At 65.3% G+C, this 25,700-nt stretch carries 20 protein-coding genes; 11 read left to right on the forward strand and 9 right to left on the reverse strand.

Annotation, left to right across the window (positions count from 1 at the left end; translation table 11 throughout):
• Positions 1-14 precede the first annotated feature (14 nt).
• Positions 15-713 carry a GntR family transcriptional regulator gene (locus E3T41_RS16955; protein ID WP_370257963.1) on the reverse strand — a complete coding sequence of 233 codons (699 nt, stop codon included), beginning with the start codon at positions 711-713 and terminating at the stop codon, positions 15-17.
• Between the two features lie 88 nt (positions 714-801).
• Here E3T41_RS16955 and E3T41_RS16960 point away from each other — a divergent pair, with 88 nt between their 5' ends.
• From E3T41_RS16960 to E3T41_RS16970, 3 genes are all read left to right on the forward strand, one after another.
• Positions 802-2,730, forward strand: a complete 1,929-nt coding sequence (locus E3T41_RS16960) for an acetate--CoA ligase (protein WP_104132778.1) — start codon at positions 802-804, stop codon at positions 2,728-2,730.
• A gap of 88 nt (positions 2,731-2,818) precedes the next feature.
• A complete protein-coding gene (locus tag E3T41_RS16965; protein WP_092451296.1) occupies positions 2,819-3,166 on the forward strand; it encodes a DUF485 domain-containing protein in 348 nt (115 codons plus the stop codon).
• Positions 3,163-4,785 carry a cation acetate symporter gene (locus E3T41_RS16970; RefSeq protein ID WP_092451298.1) on the forward strand — a complete coding sequence of 541 codons (1,623 nt, stop codon included), beginning with the start codon at positions 3,163-3,165 and terminating at the stop codon, positions 4,783-4,785. Before E3T41_RS16965 ends, E3T41_RS16970 begins: the two co-directional genes overlap by 4 nt.
• Before the next feature lie 399 nt (positions 4,786-5,184).
• Here E3T41_RS16970 and E3T41_RS16975 read toward each other — a convergent pair whose 3' ends face one another.
• Positions 5,185-5,967, reverse strand: coding sequence for an SDR family NAD(P)-dependent oxidoreductase (locus E3T41_RS16975; protein WP_170851578.1), 783 nt, complete (start codon positions 5,965-5,967; stop codon positions 5,185-5,187).
• Positions 5,968-5,996: 29 nt separating this feature from the next.
• On the opposite strand from E3T41_RS16975, the gene E3T41_RS16980 reads away from it, so the two are divergent.
• The 6 genes from E3T41_RS16980 (at position 5,997) to E3T41_RS17005 (ending at position 13,091) form a co-directional block, all read left to right on the forward strand.
• Complete coding sequence (locus E3T41_RS16980) at positions 5,997-7,097, forward strand: acyltransferase family protein (protein ID WP_233195370.1); 1,101 nt, start codon at positions 5,997-5,999, stop codon at positions 7,095-7,097.
• 113 nt (positions 7,098-7,210) lie between these two features.
• Positions 7,211-8,542, forward strand: a complete 1,332-nt coding sequence (locus E3T41_RS16985) for a bifunctional o-acetylhomoserine/o-acetylserine sulfhydrylase (RefSeq protein ID WP_092451304.1) — start codon at positions 7,211-7,213, stop codon at positions 8,540-8,542.
• A 73-nt stretch (positions 8,543-8,615) separates the two neighbouring features.
• Positions 8,616-9,818 carry a homoserine O-acetyltransferase gene (locus E3T41_RS16990; RefSeq protein WP_092451306.1) on the forward strand — a complete coding sequence of 401 codons (1,203 nt, stop codon included), beginning with the start codon at positions 8,616-8,618 and terminating at the stop codon, positions 9,816-9,818.
• Between the two features lie 70 nt (positions 9,819-9,888).
• Entirely contained in the window at positions 9,889-11,058 is a 1,170-nt protein-coding gene (locus E3T41_RS16995) for a sensor histidine kinase (RefSeq protein ID WP_092451308.1), read from the forward strand.
• The gene (locus tag E3T41_RS17000; RefSeq protein ID WP_104132782.1) at positions 11,055-12,389 is read left to right on the forward strand and encodes a hypothetical protein; all 1,335 of its coding nucleotides are present in this window, start codon (positions 11,055-11,057) and stop codon (positions 12,387-12,389) included. The genes E3T41_RS16995 and E3T41_RS17000 overlap by 4 nt, the downstream gene beginning before the upstream one ends.
• Positions 12,390-12,434: 45 nt before the next feature.
• On the forward strand, positions 12,435-13,091 hold the full coding sequence (locus E3T41_RS17005; protein WP_092451312.1) for a response regulator transcription factor: 657 nt from the start codon (positions 12,435-12,437) through the stop codon (positions 13,089-13,091).
• Positions 13,092-13,189: 98 nt separating this feature from the next.
• On the opposite strand, the gene E3T41_RS17010 is transcribed toward E3T41_RS17005, so the two are convergent.
• The 4 genes from E3T41_RS17010 to E3T41_RS17025 form a co-directional block, all read right to left on the reverse strand.
• Positions 13,190-14,467 (reverse strand): MFS transporter, encoded by a 1,278-nt coding sequence (locus tag E3T41_RS17010; RefSeq protein WP_134479453.1) that lies wholly within the window; start codon positions 14,465-14,467, stop codon positions 13,190-13,192.
• A gap of 38 nt (positions 14,468-14,505) precedes the next feature.
• Positions 14,506-14,808, reverse strand: a complete 303-nt coding sequence (locus E3T41_RS17015) for a thiamine-binding protein (protein ID WP_104132783.1) — start codon at positions 14,806-14,808, stop codon at positions 14,506-14,508.
• A gap of 10 nt (positions 14,809-14,818) precedes the next feature.
• On the reverse strand, positions 14,819-16,111 hold the full coding sequence (locus tag E3T41_RS17020) for a hypothetical protein (protein ID WP_233195371.1): 1,293 nt from the start codon (positions 16,109-16,111) through the stop codon (positions 14,819-14,821).
• 162 nt (positions 16,112-16,273) lie between these two features.
• Positions 16,274-17,149 carry an ADP/ATP-dependent (S)-NAD(P)H-hydrate dehydratase gene (locus tag E3T41_RS17025; RefSeq protein ID WP_104132784.1) on the reverse strand — a complete coding sequence of 292 codons (876 nt, stop codon included), beginning with the start codon at positions 17,147-17,149 and terminating at the stop codon, positions 16,274-16,276.
• A gap of 287 nt (positions 17,150-17,436) precedes the next feature.
• On the opposite strand from E3T41_RS17025, the gene E3T41_RS17030 reads away from it, so the two are divergent.
• Both E3T41_RS17030 and E3T41_RS17035 read left to right on the forward strand, forming a co-directional pair.
• Complete coding sequence (locus E3T41_RS17030) at positions 17,437-18,957, forward strand: leucine-rich repeat protein (RefSeq protein WP_134479454.1); 1,521 nt, start codon at positions 17,437-17,439, stop codon at positions 18,955-18,957.
• 381 nt (positions 18,958-19,338) lie between these two features.
• Positions 19,339-21,474, forward strand: a complete 2,136-nt coding sequence (locus E3T41_RS17035; protein ID WP_134479455.1) for a leucine-rich repeat protein — start codon at positions 19,339-19,341, stop codon at positions 21,472-21,474.
• Positions 21,475-21,608: 134 nt separating this feature from the next.
• Here the strand turns inward: E3T41_RS17035 and E3T41_RS17040 are convergent, their stop codons facing one another.
• The 3 genes from E3T41_RS17040 to E3T41_RS17050 all read right to left on the reverse strand — a co-directional run bounded on the left by E3T41_RS17040 (position 21,609) and on the right by E3T41_RS17050 (position 25,630).
• Positions 21,609-22,679: a hemolysin family protein gene (locus E3T41_RS17040; RefSeq protein ID WP_092451326.1), complete on the reverse strand. Its 1,071-nt coding sequence runs from the start codon at positions 22,677-22,679 to the stop codon at positions 21,609-21,611.
• Positions 22,676-24,013, reverse strand: a complete 1,338-nt coding sequence (locus E3T41_RS17045; protein WP_134479468.1) for a hemolysin family protein — start codon at positions 24,011-24,013, stop codon at positions 22,676-22,678. Before E3T41_RS17045 ends, E3T41_RS17040 begins: the two co-directional genes overlap by 4 nt.
• Before the next feature lie 177 nt (positions 24,014-24,190).
• On the reverse strand, positions 24,191-25,630 hold the full coding sequence (locus E3T41_RS17050) for a GuaB1 family IMP dehydrogenase-related protein (protein WP_092451328.1): 1,440 nt from the start codon (positions 25,628-25,630) through the stop codon (positions 24,191-24,193).
• Positions 25,631-25,700: the final 70 nt, after the last annotated feature.

Here is a 25,700-nt window from a genome sequence, read left to right on the forward strand (position 1 = left end):
GGTGACCAGGGCCGCTAATTGGCGACAGTGGCCGAACCCTCATCGATCGCCGCGAGGACGCTCTGGAGGCTTTGATGAAGATGAATATGGGTGGCATGGGCCGCCAGCGACGGATCGCCGGCGATGATGGCGTCGAGAATCAGCAGATGCTCGGCCGCCGCGGCATGGAGCCGCAGCGGATTTCTCCGGGCCAACCGACGAATTCGGGCCAAGTGGGTGCGTACGGCGCGCAGGGCGCCGACGAGAAAGGGGTTGCCGACCGCGACATCGATGGCATCTTCGAGTTCATCGATCAGCCCGTAGTATCGGTGCACTCCGACGTCGCCCTGTTCCAGCAGCTGCGGAGCATTGACGAAGCCCTCACGGAGCAGGGCGAACGGGGTGGGATCACGGCGAATCGCCGCCAGACGAATGGCCTGCACCTCAAGCGCCTGGCGCAGTTCGTAAAGTTCGGAAATACTGTCGACCGAGATATCGGTGACTTCAAAGCCACGGCCTCGGCGACCGACGACGAGTCCATCGGCAATCAATCGGGCCACCGCTTCCCGCAGCGGGGTGCGCGATATGCCAATACGCTCGGCCTGTTCGACTTCGAGCAGGGCAGCCCCTGGTGCGAGGAATCCGTTCAGGATTTCCCCGCGCAGCTGACGGTACGCTCGCTCACTGGCGCGGAGCGGCACGTCTAACCCCAACATTGCGGTTTCTGTATACACAACTCAGATCCTATTCCACAATGCTGGGTTATATGCAATACTTCAACCACTCTTTGTATACAGAGGCACTTCGATGGAGAAGATAGACATGAACGGCGAATCAGGTGCGAGCTACCGGGATGCGTGGCGACGCAGCATTTCGTCGACGGAAGCCTTCTGGCTTGAGGCGGCTGAGGGCATCGACTGGATCACGCAGCCCCGTCTGGCGCTCGCTCCCGACGGCCCGGCGACCGGCAGCTGGTTTCCCGGCGGCACTCTCAATACCAGCTACAACGCACTCGACCGCCACGTGCTGGCCGGCCGCGGCGCCCACACCGCGCTGATCTATGACTCCGCCATGACCGGCACCCGGGTCAAGCTCAGCTACCTCGACCTGCTCGGCCGCGTCGCCAGGTTCGCCGGCGTACTCCGCGCCAACGGTGTTGGCACCGGCGACCGCGTCGTCATCTACCTGCCGATGATTCCCGAAGCCGTTGTCGCCATGCTCGCCTGCGCCCGCATCGGCGCGGTGCACTCGGTCGTGTTCGGTGGTTTCGCCGCAACCGAACTGGCCGTGCGCATTGATGACGCCCGCCCGAGTGTCATCGTCACGGCATCCGGCGGCCTGGAGCCTGGCCGCGCGGTGGAATACCTGCCACTGGTCGACAAGGCCATCGCCCTGAGCCAGGGTTCGGTGCACACCGTGATCGTGCAGGGCCGGGACAGCATCCCCGGCTCAGCTGCTGACTACCAGAACCATTCAGAAGCGGATGTCGTCTGGCTCGACTGGGCAGCCGAAGAGGCCAAAGCCGCGCCGGCCGACCCGGTCGCCCTGCGCTCCGAAGACCCGCTGTACATCCTGTACACGTCCGGTACGACCGGTAAGCCCAAGGGCATCATCCGCGACAACGGCGGCCATGCCGTTGCGCTGAACTGGTCGATGCGCAACATTTACGATGTGGGACCGGGCGACGTCTACTGGGCCGCATCCGACGTCGGCTGGGTGGTCGGACACTCCTACATCGTCTACGCGCCGCTCCTGGCGGGCGCGACCACGGTCCTCTATGAGGGCAAGCCGATCGGCACCCCGGATGCCGGCGCCTTCTGGCGCGTCGTCGACGACTACAAGGTGAAGGTTCTGTTCACCGCGCCGACCGCCATACGGGCCATCCGCCGGGTCGACCCCGACCTGCTCGATCTGAAGAACCACGACGTTTCGAGCCTGACCAGCCTGTTCCTGGCCGGCGAACGACTCGACCCCGAGACCTTCCACTGGGCCAACAATGGGCTGCACTGCCCGGTCGTCGACCACTGGTGGCAGACCGAGACCGGGTGGGCGATCTGCGCCAATCTGCTCGGCATTGAAGAATTGCCGACCAAGCCGGGTTCGGCCACCGTCCCGGTACCCGGATACGACATTGCCATTCTGGATTCCAAGGGCAAGCCGATCGAGAAAGTCGGCAAGGACGGCAACATCGCCATTCGACTCCCCCTGCCGCCCGGAACCCTGCTCGGGGTCTGGGGCAGCGAGGAACGGTTTACGAGTTCTTACCTGACCGCCTTCCCCGGCTACTACGCCACCGGCGACTCCGGCCATTTCGACGCCGACGGCTACCTGTTCGTGATGGGCCGCACCGACGATGTGATCAACGTTGCCGGGCACCGGCTCTCCACCGGGTCGCTCGAAGAGGTACTCACCCTGCACCCGGCCGTCGCCGAGTGCGCGGTACTCGGCGTGCACGACGCCCTCAAGGGCCAGCGAGCCGCTGGTTTCGTGACCCTCAAAGTAGGGACTAGTGTCGACCACGACGTTCTGGCCGCCGAACTCGTCGCGCTCGTCCGGGAGCATGTCGGCCCGGTTGCCGCGTTTCGCGACGTCACCATACTCGACCGACTGCCCAAAACGCGGTCGGGCAAGATTCTTCGCAAAACCATTCGGCAGATCGTCGACGGTGAAGAATATTCCGTTCCCCCCACTATCGAAGACCCCACCGTTCTCGACGATTTGAAACAGGCGCTGTCAGCATCCGTTTCCTAACCAGGTCAAGACCGCTCGCGCCCTAAACCGCGCACCGACAACTTTTCCGTAAAACCCGTACTTTCCACCCTTAAGGCAAGGAGGCCCCATGAGTGAAGCAGTGAAAGACGCCCCACCGAAGTCCATCATCGACTACGAGGCTTTTGAAAAGACCCCCCGTTTTCTCGAGTTGAAGCGCACCCGCAACAGGTTCGTCGTACCGATGGCAATCTTCTTCTTTGTCTGGTACATCGCCTACGTACTCGCTGCCGCGTACCTGCACGAGTTCATGGCCACGCCGGTCTTCGGCCGCATCAATATCGGACTGCTGCTCGGCCTCGGCCAGTTCGTCACGACGTTCGCCATCACCATGACCTACGTGACCTTCGCGAACCGCAAGATCGACCCGCGCACCGAAGAACTTCGCCTTGAGCTTGAGCGGATGGAACAGCGATGAACGCACTGCACCTCCTGGCCACGACGGTCAAACCGGTTGAAAACAACCCGATCCTGAACATATCCATCTTTCTCGCCTTTGTGGCGGTGACCCTGATCATCGTCATCCGCTCCGGACGCAACAACAAGTCCGCCGCGGACTACTACACCGGTGGCCGCTCGTTCACCGGACCGCAGAACGGTTTCGCCATCGCCGGCGACTACCTCTCGGCGGCGTCGTTCCTCGGCATCGTCGGCGCCATCGCGATCAGCGGCTACGACGGGTTCATGTACTCGATCGGATTCCTCGTCGCCTGGCTCGTGGCCCTGCTGCTCGTTGCGGAGCTCATGCGCAACACCGGCAAGTTCACGATGGCCGACGTGCTCTCCTTCCGGTTGAAGCAGGGTCCAGTACGCGTGGCAGCAGCAACGACCACCCTGGCCGTGTGCTTCTTCTACCTGCTCGCCCAGATGGCCGGAGCCGGCGGACTCGTCTCGCTACTCCTCGGCATCAACGACAAGCTCGGCCAGTCCATCGTGGTCACCGTCGTCGGCGCGCTGATGATCGTCTACGTACTGGTCGGCGGTATGAAGGGCACCACGTGGGTGCAGATCGTCAAGGCGTTCCTGCTCATCATCGGTGCACTCGCCATGAGCATCTGGGTACTGGCCCTGAACGGGTTCAACCTGTCGGCCCTGCTCGACAGCGCTGTTGCCGTCTCGACCTCCGTTCCGGCCGATGCGATCCTGGCTCCGGGCCTGAAGTACGGCACCAACCCGCTCGACTTCATCTCGCTCGCCCTCGCCCTGGTTCTCGGAACTGCCGGCCTGCCGCACGTGCTCATGCGCTTCTACACGGTTCCGACCGCCAAGGAAGCTCGTCGCTCTGTGGTCTGGGCCATCTGGCTCATCGGCGCGTTCTACATCTTCACCCTCGTGCTGGGCTTCGGTGCCGCATCGCTCGTTGGTGCTGACACCGTTCTCGCCGCTCCCGGTGGAGTGAACTCGGCAGCTCCGCTGCTCGCGCTCGCTCTCGGTGGTCCGCTGCTGCTCGGCTTCATCTCGGCCATCGCCTTCGCGACGATCCTGGCCGTTGTGGCCGGAATCACCATCACGGCGGCAACGAGCTTTGCGCACGACATCTACGGCTCCGTCATTAAGAAGGGCAAGGGAAACCCCGACGACGAGGTCAAGGTTGCCCGTCGCACCGTGATCGTGATCGGAATCCTCGCCATTGCCGGTGGTATCGGCGTGCAGGGGCAGAACATCGCCTTCCTCGTGGCACTCGCGTTCGCCGTCGCGGCGAGCGCCAACCTGCCCACCATTCTCTATTCCCTGTTCTGGCGTGGCTTCACTACCCGGGGCGCGGTCTGGAGCATGTACGGCGGGCTGTCCTCAGCCGTGCTTCTGATCATCTTCTCGCCGGTATTCTCGGGCACTGACACCTCCATGTTCGGTGCCGCCGTGGACTTCGCGATCTTCCCGCTGAGCAACCCGGGCATCATCTCGATCCCGCTCGGGTTCTTCCTGGGCTGGCTCGGATCGGTCACCAGCACCGTGAAGGAGAGCCCGAAGCTCGCCGCCGAAATGTCGGTGCGTTCGCTCACCGGGCACGGCGCCGAAAAGGCCGTCGAGCACTAACCCTCTGCAGTACACAAACGGGCCGGCCAGGATGCATATCCTGTCCGGCCCGTTTCTGTGCCCCTGCTGCTGCAGGCATCCGCTCCCGGGGTACGGTGGTCGCCGACCTCGGCCAGCGGATGCGCGCGAGCGGCCCCGCAGACACCCTCATGTCGGCAGCATGCCCACTCCAGTTCAAAATGTGGCTAAATACGGTGGCAGGATGGCTCAGTTTCGAGGGCAGCTCCGGGTCAGTTGCCCCCCCTCGCGGCACGCGGGAGTTGTGGCCAGGCCACAGGTCCCGCGCACTGGCGGAACACCCGCGTAACGAGGCCGGCCAGCACCGCCCCCGCTCCCAAACTCCCGCGCACCGGCGCAGGTCCCGCGAATTGGCGCAACCCCCGCGCGGCCGGAACGTGGTTAGAGCTCGCGCACTTTCAGCGAACCACGGGCGATGCGTGTCGGGGCCGCCTGGGCGACCGGCTTGATCACGATCAGGTCGAGGTTCACGTGTGCCGGGCGCTCAACGCTCGACACGATGGTCTCCGCGATGTCCTCCGCCGATAGCGGATCTGGCACGTTGTCGTAGGCCGCGAACGCCTTGTCGGCGTCACCGTTGAAACGAACCAGACCGAACTCATCCGTTTTGACCATGCCTGGCGCGATCTCGATCACCCGAATCGGCTCACCGGAGAGCTCGAGGCGCAGTACCTCGGTCATGGCGTGGGCAGCGAACTTGGCCGCGTTGTAGCCGCCGCCACCGAGATAGGCCACGTGCCCGGCGATCGAAGTGATGGTGACGATGTCGGCCGACCCGGCCCCGGAGTCGATGCCGGAGCGCAGCAGCGGCAGAATCGCCGTGGTGACCCGCTTGACGGCGAGCACGTTGATCTCGAACATCCAGGCCCAGTCCTCGATACTCCCGGCCTCCACAGTGTCGAGGCCTTTGGCGCCGCCGGCATTGTTGACCAGGGCGTGCACCGGGCCGGTGGCGGCGAGATAGTCGCGGAGGGCGTCGACATCCGCTTGCAGCGTCAGGTCAGCGGTGAAGACATCCGCTCCCGTGTCCGCTCGCAGCGTAGCGAGGCGGTCGGCCCGCCGCGCGACCCCGACCACATCCCAGCCTCGCAGCCGAAACAGGCGAACGGTCGCCGCTCCGATTCCCGAACTTGCTCCGGTCACAACCACTCTTCGAGTACTCATTTCTCCATTGTGGCGGGAGAATGGATTCAATGAGCGCACTTGGCACCGCCACCACTCGACCGCAGAAGCGTCGCTTACCCCTCTGGGACAACGCGCGCTGGATCGCGGTCACCCTCGTGGTGATCGGCCACGCCATTCTCAAACTCATCGGCGAAGCGGATGTCGCCTATACGCTGTACCTGTTCATCTACGCATTCCACGTGCCGGTGTTCGTTGCCGTGAGCGGCTATTTTGCCAAATCGGGGCCTCCCGACGCGCGACAGATGCAGCGGCTGCTCACCGACATCGTTTTTCCGTACCTCATCTTCGAAACCATCTGGACCGGGCTGCGCTGGATCCTCGGCGGCAAATTTCTGCTGGATTACTCCAGTGCCAGCTGGACCCTCTGGTTCCTGCTCGCCCTGCTGATCTGGCGGATCGCATTGCCCTACCTGGTCTTGCTGCGCTATCCCCTCACCATCAGCATTGTGATCTCCATCGGCGCCGGCTACATCTCGTCGATCGATGGCACCTTCACCCTCGCCCGCACCCTCGGGCTGCTCCCGTTCTTCGTGTTCGGCTGGAAACTGCGGCAGTGGCTGCTGACGGACACCTGGCTCGAACTGCGCGCGGGGCTGGTCTGGCGCTGGCGGGCCGGGGCGCTCGGGCTGTTTGGCGGGCTGTACCTGCTGATCACCCTCAATATCGAGACCCTGCGCGAGCTGCAGGTGCGCCGTTTTCTGCTCTACGACGAGTCGTACGCGACGTTTGATTACTCCTCATGGTGGGCCGGCGGCATCCGTTTGGCCGTCATACTGCTCGCCTTCGCGCTGATCGTGGCGTTCCTGATGCTGATCCCCCGGCGCACGACCTGGTTCAGTGAGCTCGGAGCGGCCACGATGTATATCTATCTGCTGCACACCTTTCTGCTCTACCCGCTGCGTGAAACCGGTGTACTCGACGGGCCGCAGGCGGGCTGGGTGCTTCCGGCGATGATCGTGCTGAGCGTGGCCATCTCGATCGTGCTCTCGCTGCCGATCGTGCGGAGGGTAATGCGGCCCCTGGTCGAGCCGAAAGCCCGGTGGCTGTTTCGCCCGGGCGCTGCGACACCGACGGGCACGATTGTGCTGCCGCATCGCGACCGAAAGTAGCATCCGGCAGAAGATGACGCCGTGTTGCGGCATCCGTTGCAGGGTTCACACCGGCTCCATATGCTCGTGGCCAGAGCGCCGGACAATCCGCGCCGAGTGATCCGGAGGCTATCGTGACCGACAATTCTTCATCGTGGAAGTTTGAGACCAAGCAGGTTCACACCGGAGCACACCCGGACCCGACCACCAACGCTCGGGCGACGCCGATCTACCAGACCACCTCGTATGTCTTCAACAGCGCAGAGCACGCCCAGAACCTGTTCGCGCTGGCCGAATTCGGCAATATCTACACCCGCATCCAGAACCCCACCCAGGCCGTCGTCGAGGAGCGCGTGGCCGCACTCGAGGGGGGCACCGCGGCGCTGCTGCTGTCCAGCGGACAGTCGGCGTCCACTTTTGCGGTGTTGAACATCGCCCAGGCCGGCGACCACATTGTCTCGTCCAGCTCGATCTATGGCGGCACCTACAACCTGTTCAAGTACACCCTGGCCAAGCTCGGCATCGAAACCACCTTCGTGGAAGACCAGGATGACGCGGCCGAGTGGGCCCGTGCGGTGCGCCCCAACACCAAGCTGTTCTTCGCCGAGACCATCGGAAACCCGCGCATCAACGTGCTCGACATAACTCTGGTAGCGGATGTCGCCCACGCCGCCGGCATTCCGCTGATCGTCGATAACACGATCGCGACGCCGTACCTGATTCGCCCGTTCGAGCACGGCGCCGACATCATCGTGCACTCGGCCACGAAATTCCTCGGCGGCCACGGCGCCGTCATCGGCGGGGTTCTCGTCGACGGTGGCAAGTTCGAGTGGTCGAAGAATGTGGAAAAGTTCCCCGGACTGACCGAACCCGACCCCTCCTACCACGGCGCGAGCTACACCACCGCGGTCGGTGACGGCATCGCCTACGTCATCAAGGCTCGCGTGCAGCTGCTGCGTGACCTCGGAAGCGCCATCGCCCCGGCGAGCGCCTGGCAGCTCATCCAAGGCATCGAGACGCTCAGTCTGCGCATCGAACGCCACGTGCAGAATGCCCAGGAAATCGCCGAGTGGCTCGACAACCACGACGACATCGCCTCGGTGAACTACGCCGGCCTGCCCTCGAGCCCCTGGTACGCCAACGCCAACAAGTACGCCCCGCTCGGCGTCGGAGCGGTGCTCTCCTTCGAACTCAAGGGCGGAGTCGCCGCCGGCCGCGCCCTCGTCGACAATCTGAGCTTGTTCAGCCACCTCGCCAACATCGGCGACGTGCGTTCCCTGGTCATTCACCCGGCCTCGACCACGCACGCCCAGCTCACCCCGGAGCAGCAGCTCACCGCCGGCGTCACCCCGGGCCTGGTGCGGCTCTCGGTCGGCATCGAAAACGTGGCCGACCTGAAAGCCGACCTCGAGGCTGGCCTCGCCGCGGCCCGCGCCGTCGTCAAGCGCGACCGCGCCGACGCCTGACCGGGTCGCTGGGCCCGGGCGCACAACGTAACATGCGCCCGAGCCGTCCACTCGGCCGACAGAATGGACGGATATGGAATGGCAATCATCAGCAGACACGGTCCCGTCGAGCTTCATCACCGAAGCCCAGGCGCGCTCGGTCCTCGGCAAGCCTCCGGCGACCGGTGCCTGGCGTGACGGTGACCCGGTGGGAAACCGGCAATTCGCCACTCTCGGCCCGCTGAGCTTTGAGGCCGGCGGCAGCCTCCCCATGGTGCGGCTCGCCTACGAGACCTGGGGCACCCTCAATCCGGCCGGCGACAATGCCGTGCTCGTGCTGCACGCGCTCACCGGCGACAGCCACCTGGCCGGTGCCCCCGGCCCCGGCCAGGAGACCGGCGGCTGGTGGGACGGCATCGTCGGACCGGGCCTCGCCATCGACACCGACCGGTGGTTCGTCGTGGCGCCGAACATGCTCGGCGGCTGCCAGGGCAGCACCGGGCCGGCGTCGCTGGCTCCGGACGGTCTGGAGTGGGGCATCCGTTTTCCCTATCTCACGATTCGCGACCAGGTCAGCGCGCAGCGCGTTTTCAGCGACCGACTCGGCATCGACCGCTGGGCTGCCGTCATCGGCGGGTCAATGGGCGGCATGCACGCCTTGGAATGGGCGATCATCACCCCCGAGCGGGTCGAGCGCCTGATCATTTTGGCCGCGCCGCCAATCACCACGGCCGATCAGATCGCCGTCAACTCGGTTCAGATCGAGGCGATTCGCACCGACCCGGCCTTTCGGGCCGGCGATTATTACGATGAAGCAGATGGTGACGGACCGACGCGCGGGCTGGCCCTCGCCCGCCGCATGGCCCTGTTGAACTACCGCAGCCCAGCCGAACTCAACGCACGCTTCGCGCGGGGCTGGCAGAGCGATATCAGTCCGCTCGGCGCCAACGGTCGCTTCGCCGTGGAATCGTATCTTGACTTTCACGGGAATAAATTCACCAGGCGCTTCGACGCCAACAGCTACATCGTGTTGGTCGAAGCCATGAATTCCCACGATGTCGGGCGCGGCCGCGGCGGCGTGGCGACCGCCCTCGGCCGGGTCACCGCCCGGTCCGTTGTCGTCGGTATCGACAGTGACCGACTGTTCCCGGTCGACGGCCAGCGCACCATCGCCGCCCACCTGCCGAACAATATCGATGGCCCCACCGCTGTGGTGCTGGAATCCGGGTATGGTCACGATGGCTTCCTCATCGAGAACGAAGCGATCGGCGCCCAAATACGGCGGGTGTTGGACTAGGGAGAACTCTCCGGCGTCTCGCCCGGTATGGTGCAGATAGACATGTTTATCTCCCACCAGACAGGCACCCATGCAACGCATCCTCAAGGAGCGAGACCGGCTCCTTCGCAGAGCGGTGCAGGCGGCCGGGCTGACCGGCTCGGCCACGACGCTGGCGTGCTTGTTCGTACCCGGTGGCCTTGCCGGAGACGCGCGCATTGCGGCGGTGGCGCTCATCCTGCTGCTGGCGGCCGCGCAGTACCTGCTCGGCAGCACGGGCGCCCTGCGCTGGGCGGTGCTTATCGTGCTCTGCGGAGAAGGAACGATCCTGGTCGTGGGCTTCGCGAGCCACCCCGGAGTTTCTCCCAACCCAATCGAGGAAAGCGTGATCGGCATGGTGGCGACCGCGCCGATGTGCGCGGTCGCGGCGGTACTGATCACGAGCGCACGTCGGCTGCTGATGCTCGGCTCCTTCTTCGTGCTGACCGTCGCGACTGTTGCCGTCGTTACAGTAGGCGCCCCCAACCAAGTCATTCTGCTCACCCTGACGGTGGCCATGTGGTTTTCCTTCACCCTCGCCTCCTGGTTTATCGCGCAGAGCGTCCCTCGGGTAATGCACCGCATTGCCGCGATCGGGCGTGCCTACCGCGCCGAACGGCACGCCAGCGAACTCGAGGCGCAACGCCGACAGGACGCCCGGTTGCTGCACGATACCGTGCTCGCCACGCTGACCCTGCTGGCCCATTCCGGGGTCGGAGTGAGCCCAGCAGCCCTGCAGAAGCAGGCTGGCGACGACGCCCGGCTACTGCGTCAATTGCGGCTCGGCGGCCTGCCGATGCCGAGCCGTTCCGGCGGGTATACCCTCGAACCAGCCTCGCTGCTGACCCTCGGCGACACGCTCGACGAAGTGCGTCAGCGCTTCGAACGGGTCGGTCTGACCGTCAACTGGCACGGCAGCGGGCAGGTGCAGTTGCCCAGCAACGTGCTCGATTCCTTTCTGCTCGCCCTCTCTGAGTGCCTCGAAAACGTGCGCCGTCACTCCGGGGTCGATCATGCCGACGTAACAATAACGGATGACGACGCCACCATTCGCGCGATGGTCACGGACACGGGGGTCGGCTTCGACCTCGGACAGGTCGGTTCGGAACGACTCGGCGTCGCCGAGTCGGTCGTTGCCCGGCTGCGTGACGCGGGGGGCAACGCTCGTCTGTTTTCCTCGCCGGGTGCCGGAACGACGGTTGTTCTTGAGGTTCCCAAATGAGTCCGCTGAGCGACACCGCACCCATTGATACCGTTCGCACGCGCGGTGTGGGTGCGCGCCTGCTGGGCGGGCCGGACGCGCGAAGCTGGCCGACATCATCCGCTGGCCAAACGACCCGGGCCGCACTGTCGCCGCTGCGGTTTCCGCGATCGAGCCTGCGTGGTGACGGTCATTTCACCGTTTTCCGCTCGGACCAAAACGGTTTAGGCGCCCGCCACCTCGGTATCGGTATGAGCATCAGTGCGGCCGTCATCGCCGTTTTTCTGGCTGTGCGGCTGGTGGTCGAGTGGGACCAGGCCCCCACGCCCACACTGAGTATTGTGGCCTGGCTGTTACTCGCCGCGATCGCGGTCGGGGTGAACCTGGCGGTCCACGAACTCTCCTCACGCATGCCCATGTGGCTGTTTCTACTAGCCCTCGGCCTCTGCGCGATCGTGGTCGCCCTCGACCTGGCCGGATCCATGGGAATTCCGGGAACGGCGGCCTTTCCCACCGCGGCTCCAGCCGTTGGCGCCTTTCTGCTGACGATTGCGACCCTGCGGGAATCTCGCGATATCACCCTGGCAGCGCTCGCCCTCGGTGTCATCATGGGCGCTGCAACCCTGCTCGAAGCCCGCAGCGACGTGCTGACGCTGGGACCAGATATTCTCGGGGTCACCCTCGCGGTGGTACCGCCGGTGGTCGGCGCGAGCATTGTGCAAGCGTTTCGGCGCATGGTTCAGCGCGAGCTCGACCTCGTGCTCGTGCAGAGCACCGTGTCCCAGCCACGGTTTGCGGTCGGCATGCTCGCCTCGGAACAGCTGGCTCGGCTCGACCTCGATGCGGAGACCTTGCTCGACGATGTGGCCCAGGGACGCACAGCGCTTCCGTTGGCCGCGTCGACGGCCACGACCGCTGCGTCGCTCGCCACCCAGTTGCGCGTGCACCTGATCGAGGGCCGCACCGAGACCTGGCTGCACCACGCGATCACGGAGAGCGAGTTTCTTGGCCCCGTCGTAGCCCTGAGCGACCCGGCCGGGCTCGCCGGGCTGTTGTCGCCGACCCAACGTGAGGGGCTGCTCCTGACGATTTGGCTGCTGATCGGGGATACCCAGCGATCGGGAGCATCCGTTTCACTGCGGTTCGGACCGATTGCCCCCACACGTGGGGTGGGGCTGCAGCACCAGGTGCGTTTTCCGATTCAATTGACCACAACTGGGGTATCGCGGCGGCGTGTCGATCCCGAAACCTGGCAGGCGATTTGTGCGGTTGGTCCGCACATGGATTCCAATTGGGCCGGAAGCTTGCGGGTAGACATCGAGTGCAGTGTGGACAATCCAGCTGATGCCTAGTATTGGGGATATAGACGATAAGGTGCACTCAGTAGGAGGCAACATATGACGACGACACCCCGTCCCATCCGCTTGGCCCTTGTTGACGACCACAGGATGCTCTTGGGGGCGCTCACCGAGTGGATTCGAAGCGCCGCTGACGACATCGAGATGGTCGCGGCGGTGACGACCTGGCCCGAGTTGCTGACCCACCGCGAGTTTCCGGTGGACGTCGTGCTGCTCGACCTCGATCTCAAGGACAACATTCCGGTGTCCCTGAAGATTGCTACGCTCAAGACGACCGGAGTGAAGACGGTGCTCATGAGCACCTACTCCGAGCCGGCTCTCGTGCGCGAAGCCCTCGCCGCCGGCGCCCTCGGCTACCTCGTGAAGAGCGAGGAAGCGAGCATGATTGTCGATGCCATTCGTGCTGCCTACAACGGCAAGTCCTACATCTCCGCTGAGCTCGACTACGCGCTCAACTCGACCGAGAACGTTGAAGGTCCCCGCCTCAGCGCCCAGGAACGCCGCGTCATGGCGCTCTACGGCGCCGGTGAGCCGGTGAAGGCCGTCGCCTACCAACTCGGCATCTCCGAGGAGACCGCCAAGAGCTACCTGAAGCGCATTCGCGAGAAGTACCGCTTAGCCGGGTACGACGTGGGTACCAAGGTCGCGCTGCGCAAACGTGCCATCCACGACGGCATCCTGCTGCAAACGGACTGACCTTCGTGTTGCCAACCGGCCCCATTTTTCGTAATGCGGGCCGGTTCGTTCGTTAACGCGGCTTCGATTAAGTGGATGCCGACGGGCACGCGCCGACATTAGCCCTTGCGAACGACGGGGATCAGCTGCGTGCCGTAGGGCACATGCTGGCCGCACAAGCGGCGCCGACGGTCGATGATGAAGGTGAGCAGGGTCAGCAGCACGCCGAGCGCGCTCAGGGCAACGCCGATCCAGACCGGGGCGAGGTAGCCGAGCCCAGCGGCGATAGCCACGCCACCGAGGGCCGCGCCGAGGGCGTTACCGACGTTGAGCGAGGAATGGTTGAGAGCTGCCGCGAGCGACTGGCTTTCGTGCGCGACGTCCATCAGTCGGGCCTGAATGGTCGGCGAGAGAGCGGATGCCGCTGCACCGATAAAGAACATGCCGATCACCAAACCGACGAGCGACTGCGCCGACAGGCCGAGTGTGACGAGCGCTGCGATGAGCACGCCGAACGAGATGTACATGGTGCGGCGCACGCTCCAGTCGGCCAGCGCTCCCCCGGCGAAGTTGCCGACTGTCATGCCGAGGCCGATGACGACCAGAATAAGCGGTACCGTTGCGGCCGTGAGCCCGGTGATTTCGATCACCAGCGGGGCGACATAGGTGTAGACCGCGAACAGGCCGCCGAAGCCGATCGCACCGATCGAGAGCGTGATCCAGACCTGCAATTGGCTGAATGCTCGCAGCTCGGCGCGCATGGTGGCCTTGGGGTTGCCAGCCTGGAACGGCACGAACATAGCGACGGCCACGAAGGTGAGCGCGAAGATCGCAGCGACGACGAGGTAGGCGATTCGCCATCCGCTCACCTGACCGATCCAGGTGATCGTGGGCACCCCGATGACGTTGGAGATGGTCAGCCCGGAGAGCACGATTGCGATACCGCGAGCCCGTTTGCCGGGGCCCATCAGGCGGGCGGCGACGAGCGAGGCGATGCCGAAGTAGGCGCCGTGCGGCAGCCCGGCCACAAAGCGGGCAACGAGAACGGTCTCAAAGGTCGGCAACAGGGCCGAGGCGATCGTGCCGAGCGTGAACGCGGTCAGCAGGGCCAGGAGCAGTTGTTTGCGCGGCCAGCGGGCCGCAGCGGCCGCGATCGTGGGCGCGCCAACGACAACACCGAGGGCATAAGCCGAGATCAGCCAGCCGACCTGCGCGTTGGCGGCATCCGGCGCCGCAGCATAGAGACCGGGCAGCAGATCGGCGGCCAGGTTCGGCAGCAGACCCATGGCAACGAATTCGGTCGCGCCGATGCCGAATCCGCCCAGGGCCAGGGCGAGCAGGGCAAGACGAATACGGGTCGACGACAGCTGCGTCGACCCGTCAGGAGTGAGGGGCATGCAACAAGCCTAAACCCAGGCCAGCTGGAGCGGACGATTCACTCGGAGAGGGCGGTCTCCAGGCGCTCGAGCTTGCCGGTCAGTTCGCCGGTGTGGCCGGGGCGGATGTCCGCCTTCAGCACGAGGGAAACACGCGGCCCGAAGGCGCCCACCGCCTCGGTCGCCGCCTTGATCACGGCGAAGACTTCATCCCAGTCGCCCTCGATGGTGGTGAACATGGAGTCGGTGTGATTCGGCAGTCCGGATTCGCGGACGATGCGCACCGCGGCGGCAACCGCATCGTGCACGGACCCCTGCGAGTCGGCGGCGACGGACGGTGCGACGGAGAATGCTACAAGCATGGTGGGCTCCCTAGATGAGTGGTTTGGTGGTGAGTGGTTTCGTGGTGAAACGGTCGCGGGCGGGCCGGCCTGACCTGCCCAGCCGGTGCAGCGTGAAGAGCGCCCAGCCGAGCAGCACGAATTCGAGTAGGTTGCGCACGGTCAGCACCAGAATCATGAGGGGATGGGCCACCAGCAGCCAGTCGTACAGGTACGGGTAGACCAGCTGGGTGAGGGCGGCGAGCGCGAGCGCGAGCAGCGCCGGCGTGCGCCAGGCGCGCCCGTTCAGCACGAGCCCGAGAATGATCGGTGCGGCCAGCCAACTGATGAACTGCGGCGACCCCACCTTATTGACGGCGATGAGGGTCACGGTCAGGGCGAGGGTCAGCGGCGGAAAGACCGCCAACCAGCCGACTCCCCGCCGCTGGGCCCGCACTCCGAGCAGCAGCACGGCGGCGGCGGCGAGCGCAAGCAACGGAGTCATCACGGCGCTTGCGGCGGCGGTGCCAGCGCCGGCCACTTGAAAGGTGAGGATCTGCTGGTCGTAGTAGATGAAGCTGCCGGGCACGTTGAGCACGGCCTGCCACAGCCACGGCACAGCGATGGGTGATTCAATCTGGATCCCCCGGCCCGCCTGCTCGCCCACGAAACTCAGTACGTGGATGCCACTGCCTCGAGCCAGGCTGAGCGCCCCGGCCGCGGCGACGACCGCCGCGGTGACGGCTGCGGCGACCCCGAGCATCCGCCAGCGCAGTTTGGACGCCACAAACAGGGCGGCGAGGGCGGCCACCGGCCAGATCTTGATCCAGGCCGCAATGGTCAGTAGCACCGTGCCCCAGAGCGGAAGGCGCCGCAGGCCCAGCAGGGCGATGATGCAGAGCGGCACCGTGACCGCATCGATGCGCAGCAGCGCAATCGGGCCAAGCAACGCCAGGAATGCCAGCCACCACCACGCCGCGGGTCGGTGCGTGCGCAGGAGTACGAAGAATGCCCCGGCGTTGAGCACGGTGATTAGCCCAAACCAGGTGCCGAGATAGGCCGGGCCGCCGAGGGCGAGCGCGCCGACGACGGGTACGAGCGCGAGCAACGGGTAGACGAAATTCTCGGTGACGCCGACGATATTGCCGGCCGCGGCGCCCTCCGCCCATCCGCGATACACCACTTCGACATCGCCGAGCGGATACCCCGGCCCGAACAAAGCCAGAGTGATCAGCAGCAGGTGCACGAGCACGAAGGCCGACCATAGCGCGGCGAGCGGATGCCGCAGCACCGGCCGCGCAGGCCGCGCGCCGGTTGCCCCGCGGGGCTCGTCGTGAATTCGCACGCTTTACCTTCGCACAGGCGGCGGCCCAGGGACACCGCCCGCGCAGCTCACCCGGGAGTTTCTCGCCCGCGTTCCGCTCTGGCGCGCCGGAAGGGCATCGCGACTGCGCGCCGCGCAAACGTCAGCACGCCGAGCGAGCTCGGCGCTGGGGAAAGGCGCGCGTCAGCGCGCCGGACGAGCCCCCGGCGCGATGCCATAGTCCAGAAACGCGGCGACGGCCCGCGGTACGGCGTCGGCCACGTCCAGGGCCGCGATCGGACCGCCGGCGGAGGCGAAGTTCGCCGCTTCGGCGTGGATGAGCGCTGCAGTGGCGGCGAGCGGGGCGAGGGACGCGGCATCCGCTTCGAGCTGGTCGGAGTGGGTCGCCAGCAGCGCCCCGAGGATGCCGCCGAGCACGTCGCCGGACCCCGCCGTCGCGAGCCAGGCCGGTCCGGTCGACACGGTCAGGCGGGCGCCGGCCGGTGAGGCAATGTGGGTGACTGCTCCCTTGAGCAGCACCGTGACGTCAAACAGCCGGGCGGCGCGAATGGCCCATTCCCCCGGATTCGCTGCGATCTGCGAGGCTGAGCCCGGCTTGGCCTCGCCCTCGAGCATCGCAGCCAGTTCGCCGGCGTGCGGTGTGATGACTGTCGGTCCGATTGCGTGCGAGACCAGGTCGAGGGCGCCGGCGTCGATGACGGTGGGCAGGCCCTCGGCGAGCGCTTCGTCGAGGGCAGCGCTGACGGCATCCGTTCTCGTGGCGGCGTTGATACCGGAGCCGAGCAGCCAGGCCTGTACCCGCCCGGGCAGGGTCACGATCTCGGGGCGGCGCTGCAGGACCAGGTCCTGAGCGCGGCGCGGCCCGAGGTAGCGCACCATGCCGACGCCGGTGCGCACGGCCGCGTCGACGCCGAGCACCGCTGCGCCCGGGTAGTCCTTGGAACCGGTGCGCACTCCGAGCACACCACGGGAGTATTTGTCATCTCCGGCCTGGGGCCGCGCGATCCAGTCGCGGGCCTGTTCGGCCTCCCATTCGAGCCAGCCGCGCGGTTTCACCATGCCTCCACGATAGGTCGTTTCGGTTCAGCACGATCACACCAACGGATGCCGCGAGCGGCTGCCTTCCGGACACGCCCGGTCGGTTGGAGCACCCCGGGAGACCACGACCGGTCGACTTTGCACGGGCGGATCGAAAACCCAGTAGTTCTTCCGGCAATCACAGTGTCCACCGAGAGAAGACGTGGGTAACACCCGAAGTAGGCTCAAAATTCGGCGCATGCCGGAACCCTCTGACGTCCACGCCCACCGGCGGCCGAGACGTCACGGTCCCCTACTTGGAGGTCTCAGTGTCTGTAGCTTTTTCTCTTTCGCGAGGAGCGTCGAAGCGGATGCTGGCGGCATCCGTTGTCGGCCTGCTGGTCGCCAGCTCGATAGCGCTGATCGCCGCTCCGGCACAGGCCGCGACGTCGGGCTTTACCGCTGCAAACGGCATCCGATACGGTGCCAGCGCCGTCGACGGAACGATTACCGCCATTGGCTATGACGGGTCGGCATTGACCGTTGAGATTCCCGACACGGTCACAGAAGCGGGCGCGGAGTACACGGTCACTGCCATCGGGGCCGAGGCCTTTAAATATTGGGGCCTTACCGGGGTCATCATTGGCCAGAACGTGAAAACCATTGGCCAGATGGCCTTCAGCAGGAACTCCGTGACCGGGCCTATTATCATTCCGGCGTCCGTGCAGACCATCGAAGACGATGCGTTCAGCTCAAGCGGTATTCTAACGTCACTGGACATTCCAGCGTCAGTGACACACATCGGCGAGGCAGCTTTCGGCGACACTGGCCTGACGTCGGTCACTCTGCATGAGGGGCTCGAAAGCATTGATCAATACGCCTTCTGGGGAAACCCGATGACGGCAATCACCATTCCGGCGTCAGTGCAGACCATTGGCGCGAACCTCTTCTGGCACGGCCACGTCGTAGCGGTGACTTTCGCCGGCGCAGCGCCGACACTCTGGAGCACTGACGCCATCAATCCGGACTCGGGCCACGTCGAGCCGTCGCTGGGCGACGCTGCGGGCTTGACGGTGCACTATCTGTCGACGTTCGGAGTTGACGGAGGGCGTGCCAATGGGTTTACGACGCCGACCTGGATGGGCTACAACACCGTGATTGACCCGATCGTGTCGTTTGACGTCACCGGGCACGACGCGATTGCGGCGCAGCGCTTGGTTGCAGGCGAGCTGGCCACGGCTCCTACTGTTACGGATGCAGGCTTCGATGGCTGGTTCACCACGGCAGACTTCACGACGCCGTTTGATTTTTCGGTCGCTCCGACCGACGATGTGACCGTGTACGCGAAGTGGCCCGTGGCCGCGGTGGTTATTGGAGAGCCGGTTGTTGAGCCGGTCGCGCCGTCGTCGCCGACCCTGACTCTTGACCTCGGCCTGGCCGTTGGCGACGTTGTCGCCGGTGCTCCGGTGACGGTGTCGGGCGCGGGGCTCAAAGCCGGCTCCGATTACACCGTCATTTTGCGCTCCACCCCGGTACTGCTGGCCGGCGGAACGATCGACAGCTCCGGAGCGTTCACAGCCAGCGCTGTTCTGCCGACCGGACTGTCGGCCGGACAGCACACCGTGACCCTGACGGGCACGGCCACTGACGGCTCTTCCCTGTCTCGCGTTGCCTTCCTGACGGTCAGCGCGACCGGGACGGTCACTTATCTCTCCTACACCGCAGCGGATGCTGCCACCGCAGCGCTCGCGGCAACCGGATTCACGGCCGCGCCGCTCGGCTTCGCCGCGCTGCTGCTGCTCCTGGCCGGAGCCGCGCTCGTCGCGGCCCGACGTCGGAGCGTCGCGTAACGCATCCACTGAAGTCGGCCGTCACCGCGTGAATCATGCGGGTGACGGCCGTCTTGTGCGGTCGGAGCGCTGCGACCCGCCGCGAGCGCGCCCGATCTGGGTGCTCGCTACGGTAACGGGCGTAGCGGCCAGCCGAATCGGGCGCGGCCATCCGCTGATCCCTTTTGCTGGAACAGAAGCACCCATCCCAGTAGTTCGTAACGAAATCCCAGCACTCCCACTCTGGGCAAATGGGGGGGGGTGCTCGAAGTAGGCTCAAAATTCGGCGTGTGTCGGAACCCTCTGACGACCACGCCCGCCGGTGGCCGAGTCGTCACGTTCATCTATCTGGAGGTCGCAGTGTCTGTAGGTTTTTCCCTTTCGCGAGGGGCGTCGAAACGGATGCTAGCGGCATCCGTCGTCGGTTTACTCGTGGCCAGCTCGATCGCACTGATCGCCGGACCGGCACAGGCCACGACGGCAGGCTTCACCGCCGCGAACGGCATTGTCTACGGACCGAGCGCTGGTGACGGAACGATTACCGCCATTGGCTATACCGGGTCGGACACGACCGTTGTGATTCCTGCCACGGTCCTAAAGGACAGCACGAGCTTCCCGGTCACCGCCATTGATGAGTACGCATTTTATGGGAAGAACCTGAGCTCTATCACCCTCTCCGAGGGGCTCGTTAGCATTAGCAGTCATGCCCTCGGTGGAAACCTGATGACGGCTATCACCATTCCGGCGTCAGTGAAGAACATTGGTCAGGACATCTTCTATGAGGGCGCAGTCGTATCGGTGACTTTCGCCGGCCTCGCGCCGACACTCGATGACTCTAATGCCACCTATCCGCCGCTGGGTTGGGGTTCTAGGTATGACGGTGTCGTGGTTACGCCTGTGACGGTGCACTATCTGTCGCAGTTCGCAGTTGACGGAGGGTTTACGTCGGGAGCGTGGACGGACTACCTCACCGTGATCGACCCGATCGTGTCGTTTGACCTGACCGAGCACGGCGGCTCGATTGATTCGCAGCGCTTGATCGCGGGCGAGCTGGCCGTGCCTCCTACTTTGACGGATACCGAGGTCGGTTGCTGGACCAGCGATGCAGAGAGGATGACGAAGTTTGATTTTTCGGTCGCCCCGACCACGGATGTTACCCTGTACGCGAAGTGGGCCTCGTGTACGACGTTCACCGCCGCAAACGGCATCACGTATGACACGAGCGCTGGCGACGGAACGGCGACCGCCGTTAGCCTTACTGATGCGGCGTCGAGGATCGTTGAGATTCCCGACACGGTCGAAGATATGAGCACGACCTATACGGTCACCGCCATCGGAAACAGCGCCTTTGCCTATAAGAGCATCACGGAAATCACCATTGGCAACAACGTGACCACCCTTGGCTCTTCGGCCTTTAAATCCAACTTGTTGACATCGATTAGCATTCCGGCGTCCGTGAAGACCATCGGCGGCAGCGCGTTCCACACGAACAGTTTCCTTTCGCCACTCGACATTCCAGGGTCAGTGGAAAGCATCGGCGCCGCGGCATTCGCAAACGACGGCCTGACCTCGGTCACCCTGCACGAGGGGCTCCAGTTCATTGGAGGGTATGCTTTCGCAAACAACGCAAGGCTGACGGCGATCAGCATTCCGGCGTCCGTGAAGACCATCGAAGCGAATATCTTCTATGGGGCCCCCGTCGTGTCAGTGGCTTTCGCCGGCGCAGCGCCAACGACAGTCCTCGGCGCCGACGACCTCGAGCCGTCGCTGGGTACGGCTGAGGGCTTGAAGGTGCACTATCTTTCGAAGTTCGGAGTTGACGGAGGGTTTACGACGCCGACATGGATGGGCTACACCACTGTGATTGACCCGATCGTGTCGTTTGACGTCACCGGGCACGACCCGATTGCTGAGCAGCGCTTGGTGGCGGGCGAGCTGGCCGTCGATCCTGAGCCGACGGACGCAGACTTCGATGGCTGGTACACCACGGCAGACTTCACAACGGCGTTTGATTTTTCGGTCGCCCCGACCGATGACGTGACCGTGTACGCGAAGTGGGCCACGGCTGATGTGGTTACGTCTACCTCACCGACCCTCACGCTCGACCTTGGCCTGGCCGTTGGCGACGTCGTCGCCGGCGCCCCGGTAACCGTGTCCGGCGCCGGACTGGCCGTCGGCTCGGACTACACCGTCATTCTGCGCTCCACCCCGGTACTGCTGGCCGGCGGAACGATCGACTCCACTGGCGCGTTCACGGCCAGCGCGATTCTGCCGACCGGAGTGACGGCCGGACAGCACACCGTGACCCTGACGGGCACAGCCACTGACGGCTCGGTCATCTCTCGCGTCGCCTACCTCACGGTCAGCGCAACCGGGACGGTCACCTACCTCTCCTACACCGCAGCGGATGCCGCCACGACCGTCACCGCGGCGCTCGCGGCGACCGGGTTCACCGCCGCGCCGCTCGGCTTCGCCGCCCTGCTGCTGCTTCTGGCCGGAGCCACGCTCGTCGCCGCCCGACGTCGGAGCGTCGCGTAACGCATCCACTGAAGACGGCCCTCACCACGCGAATCACGCGGGTGACGGCCGTCCTTCGCGTACTCCGCACGCTCGGGCCACTCGCCGATCGAGGCGCGAGCTTGCGAGCGATCAAGATCCCCGAGCTGCGCGGGCTACTCGCGGCGGGTGGCGTCTTGCACTTCGCCGACGAGCTCCTCGATGATGTCCTCGAGAAAGAGCACCCCGGTGGTTTCGCCTTCTGCGGTGAACGAGCGCGCGAGGTGCGCGCCAGAGCGACGCATGGTGGCGAGGGCATCTTCGAGGTCGGTGTCTTCAAAGATTGAAATCAGGGCACGGATGCGCTTGGCCGGGATCCGCCCCGAGTAGCTGTCCGGTTCCGCGAGAGTTGCTTCCCCGGCCGATGCGATATCGAGGTCGAGAACGTCCTTCAGGTGCACGTATCCGGTGAGATAGCCCTCGGCATCGGCCAGCACATACCGGGAGAACCCGTGGCGAGTGACGGCCTTCTCCACGTCGGCCGGAGTGGCCGACTCGGGCAGGCTGACCAGCTTGGACAGACCAACAGCCACGTCGCGCACCTTAAGGTTGGTGAACTCGAAAGCCGCGGTCAGGGCGCCGGTCCCGTCGCTCAGCACACCCTCTTTGGTGGACTGCGTGACGATCGTGGCGACCTCGTCGAGCGTGTACGCGCTCGTCGCCTCATTCTTCGGCTGCACGCCAAACAGTCGCAGCACACCATTCGCGCAGGCGTTGAGCGTGACGATCACCGGACGAAAGACGCGGGCGACGAACACGAGGGGCGGGGCAAGCAGCAACACGGCCTGGTCGGGGACCGAGAAAGACAGGTTTTTCGGTACCATCTCGCCGAACACCACGTGCAGGTACGAGACCAGCAGCAGTGCGACGATGAAGGCGATCGTGCCGATCAGAGCCTCCGGCAGGCCGGTCAGGGCCAGCGGCACCTCGAGCAGGTGGTGGATCGCCGGTTCGGAGACATTCAAAATGAGCAGCGAACAGACCGTGATGCCCAGCTGCGAGGTCGCGAGCATGAGCGTTGCGTGTTCCATCGCCCAGAGCGCGGTCTTGGCGCTGCGTTTTCCGGCCTCGGCGAGCGGCTCAATCTGGGAACGACGCGCCGAGATGACGGCGAATTCCGCTCCGACGAAGAAGGCGTTGGCGGCGAGCAGCACGACCAACCAGGCAAGTCCGGCCCAGTCGCTCATTTGTCGCTCACCTTCTTTCGATCAGTCTTGGGCCCGGGCGGAACCGCCGGCTCCGGCGCCACCTCCGGGGTGAAACGCAGCCGGTCGATGCGACGCCCTTCCAGGCGCTCAACGGTGAGGAATCCGCCCGGCACCGGTACGCGGTCGCCGGTGACCGGCAACCGCCCCAGCTCGCTCATCACAAAGCCGGCCACGGTCTCGTAGGGGCCCTGTTCCGGCACGACGACACCGGTACGATCGAGCAGTTCATCCGGTCGCAGCATTCCGGGAAAGGTCAGCGAGTCGGGCGAGCGCACGACGCCGGCCCTGGCTCGGTCGTGCTCGTCGGCGACCTCGCCGACCAGTTCCTCGACCAGGTCCTCCAGGGTGACGACGCCGGCGGTTCCACCATATTCGTCGACGACGATCGCCATCTGGTAGCCACGACCGCGCAACTCGCCGAGCAGGTCGTCGAGTTTCATCGTTTCGGGCACGCGAACCGGGTCGGTCTGCAGGGCCGACACCGGCACATCCGCTCGCCGATTGCGCGGCACGGCCACCGCCTGCTTGACGTGCACGACACCCGCGACGTCGTCGACGCTCTCGTCGACGACCGGGAACCGGGAAAAACCGGTGGAACGCGCGAGGTCGATGATGTCCTGCGCCGAATCGGTGCGGTGGATACTCGCGACCCGCGGGCGCGGAGTCATGACATCGGAGGCGATGTGTCCGGAGAACATCAACGTGCGGCGCAGCAGGGTCGCGGTGTCCTTCTCGAGCAGCCCGGCGCTGGCCGAGCGGCGTACGAGCGAGGAGAGCTCTTCAGCGGTGCGGGCACCCGAGAGCTCCTCCTTGGGTTCGATGCCGAACGCGCGCAACAGGCCGTTGGCGCTGTTGTTGAGCACGAGCACGGCCGGTTTGAACACGGCGGTGAACACGGTCTGAAACGGAATGACCAGCCGAGCGGTCGGAATCGGCAACGCAAGCGCAAAATTCTTCGGGACCAGTTCGCCGATGACCATCGACACGAGGGTCGCCGAGACGATGGCGATCGTGGTGCCGAAGACGGGAACCAGGTCAACCGGCAGCCCGGCCGCGGTGAGCGGGCTGCGCAGCAGGGACGAGAGGGCCGGTTCGATCGTGTACCCGGTCAGCAGCGTGGTCAGGGTGATGCCCAGTTGCGCACTCGACAGGTGGGTCGAGGTGATTTTCAGCGCCGCGATGGTCATGGCGAGACGGGTTTCCCCGCGATCGCGGCGCACTTCAAGGTCGGCGCGATCGAGATTCACCAGGGCGAACTCACTGGCGACGAAGATGCCCGTTCCCACCGTGAGGATGAGGCCGAACCCGAGCATGATCAGCTCAGACAAGGATTTCACCGCCGGCAGTCACGGGCGAGGGTTTGTCAGGCGAGGGTTCAGCGGTGGGAGGGTCATCCATTATTTCTCCGAGTATACCGGGCGCACCTGCCTGCGCGCCCGACCACACCCACCAGCGCAGCACGAGAACCGTCCGGCAGCGCCCGCCCACATCTACCAGGAGACCGGCAGAGCCTTGCCCTCTTCGTACCCGGCCGCCGACTGAATGCCCACGAGCGCTTTCTCGTGAAAGTCGGCGACGGTGGTGGCGCCGGCGTAGGTGAACGACGAGCGCACGCCAGAGGTGATCATGTCGAGCAGGTCCTCGATCGACGGCCGCAGCGGGTCGAGGTAGATCTTCGAGCTCGAGATCCCCTCGGCGAACAGGGTCTTGCGGGCGAGGTCGTAGGCGTCGAGGCGCTCGAAGCGCGCCTGAACGGCCTTGGTCGAGGCCATTCCCCAGCTTTCCTTGTACAGCGCGCCGCGGGCATCCGTATTCAGCGTTCCTGGCGCCTCGGTCGTGCCGGCAAACCAGGAACCAATCATGACGGATGCCGCCCCAGCGGCCAGCGCGAGGGCCACGTCCCGCGGGTAGCGCACTCCCCCGTCGGCCCAGACGTGCGCGCCGAGCTCACGGGCCGCGGTGGCAGTTTCGAGCACGGCCGAGAACTGGGGCCGACCGACGGCGGTCATCATGCGGGTGGTGCACATGGCGCCCGGACCGACTCCCACCTTGACGATCGTGGCGCCGGCACCGACCAGGTCGCGCACGGCGTCCTTGGTGACGACGTTACCGGCCACGATCGGCAGCCCGAGGTTCAGATCGGCGACGATGCCGAGGGCACGCAGCATGCCGTCTTGGTGGCCGTGCGCGGTGTCGATCACCAGAATGTCGACGCCGGCGGCGGCGAGGGCGCGGGCCTTGGCGGCGACGTCGCCGTTGATGCCGATCGCGGCAGCGACCTTGAGCCGACCGCGGGCGTCCAGTGTCGGCTGGTACAGGGTGGAGCGCAGGGCGCTCTTGCGGCTGAGCGTTCCGACGACGGTGCCGTGGTGCAGCACCGGCGCGAAATCGATGTCAGCCTCCGTCATCAGGTCGAAGGCGCGGCGCGGCCCCTCGACGTCGTCGGCGTCGAGCGCGGCGAGTTCACCGTGCAGCAGATCGCCGAGGCGCGCATCGGGTAGCGCGGTCGCCAGCCGGCTGGCGACGATGCAGCCCAGGTAGTCTCCGCTGGTGGAGTGGATGACGATTCCCTGGCCGGGCGAGGCCGGAACCTGCCGCAACGCCATCTCGACGGTATCGTCCGGGGCAAAGGTGAACGGCGTGTCGAAACGAACCGATTGGGCTTTGACCCAGCGGATAGCGGCATCGAGGTCCTGCAACGGCATGTCCTGCGGCAGCACTCCGAGCCCTCCGCGGCGGGCCAGCGAGGCAGCCAGGCGTGGCCCGGTGACCGAGTTCATATTCGCCGACACGATCGGAATCGTCGCATCCGTACCGTCATTCGGTGCCAGGGAGACATCCAACCGGCTAGTGACAGCCGATTGTCCGGGCACCAAAAACACGTCGGAGTAAGTCAAATCATGGCTGGGCGTCGTTCCATAGAACTGCATACCAAGAACGCTAGCCGTTCGACAGGGTGTTAGTGGTCGCGTGGGATGGGATTAGGCTGGACAGTAAGAC

The sequence above is a fragment of the Cryobacterium sp. Hh38 genome, from assembly GCF_004403235.1.
Lineage (GTDB): Bacteria > Actinomycetota > Actinomycetes > Actinomycetales > Microbacteriaceae > Cryobacterium > Cryobacterium levicorallinum.

What these genes read in the sequence shown, in the direction of transcription:
- E3T41_RS16960 (WP_104132778.1), top strand. Translation starts at nt 802, where the DNA reads ATGAACGGCGAATCAGGTGCGAGCTACCGGGATGCGTGGCGACGCAGC.
- E3T41_RS16965 (WP_092451296.1), top strand. Translation starts at nt 2,819, where the DNA reads ATGAGTGAAGCAGTGAAAGACGCCCCACCGAAGTCCATCATCGACTAC.
- E3T41_RS16970 (WP_092451298.1), top strand. Translation starts at nt 3,163, where the DNA reads ATGAACGCACTGCACCTCCTGGCCACGACGGTCAAACCGGTTGAAAAC.
- E3T41_RS16975 (WP_170851578.1), bottom strand. Translation starts at nt 5,967, where the DNA reads ATGAGTACTCGAAGAGTGGTTGTGACCGGAGCAAGTTCGGGAATCGGA.
- E3T41_RS16980 (WP_233195370.1), top strand. Translation starts at nt 5,997, where the DNA reads ATGAGCGCACTTGGCACCGCCACCACTCGACCGCAGAAGCGTCGCTTA.
- E3T41_RS16990 (WP_092451306.1), top strand. Translation starts at nt 8,616, where the DNA reads ATGGAATGGCAATCATCAGCAGACACGGTCCCGTCGAGCTTCATCACC.
- E3T41_RS16995 (WP_092451308.1), top strand. Translation starts at nt 9,889, where the DNA reads ATGCAACGCATCCTCAAGGAGCGAGACCGGCTCCTTCGCAGAGCGGTG.
- E3T41_RS17000 (WP_104132782.1), top strand. Translation starts at nt 11,055, where the DNA reads ATGAGTCCGCTGAGCGACACCGCACCCATTGATACCGTTCGCACGCGC.
- E3T41_RS17005 (WP_092451312.1), top strand. Translation starts at nt 12,435, where the DNA reads ATGACGACGACACCCCGTCCCATCCGCTTGGCCCTTGTTGACGACCAC.
- E3T41_RS17010 (WP_134479453.1), bottom strand. Translation starts at nt 14,467, where the DNA reads ATGCCCCTCACTCCTGACGGGTCGACGCAGCTGTCGTCGACCCGTATT.
- E3T41_RS17015 (WP_104132783.1), bottom strand. Translation starts at nt 14,808, where the DNA reads ATGCTTGTAGCATTCTCCGTCGCACCGTCCGTCGCCGCCGACTCGCAG.
- E3T41_RS17025 (WP_104132784.1), bottom strand. Translation starts at nt 17,149, where the DNA reads ATGGTGAAACCGCGCGGCTGGCTCGAATGGGAGGCCGAACAGGCCCGC.
- E3T41_RS17035 (WP_134479455.1), top strand. Translation starts at nt 19,339, where the DNA reads ATGCTAGCGGCATCCGTCGTCGGTTTACTCGTGGCCAGCTCGATCGCA.
- E3T41_RS17040 (WP_092451326.1), bottom strand. Translation starts at nt 22,679, where the DNA reads ATGAGCGACTGGGCCGGACTTGCCTGGTTGGTCGTGCTGCTCGCCGCC.
- E3T41_RS17045 (WP_134479468.1), bottom strand. Translation starts at nt 24,013, where the DNA reads ATGCTCGGGTTCGGCCTCATCCTCACGGTGGGAACGGGCATCTTCGTC.
- E3T41_RS17050 (WP_092451328.1), bottom strand. Translation starts at nt 25,630, where the DNA reads ATGCAGTTCTATGGAACGACGCCCAGCCATGATTTGACTTACTCCGAC.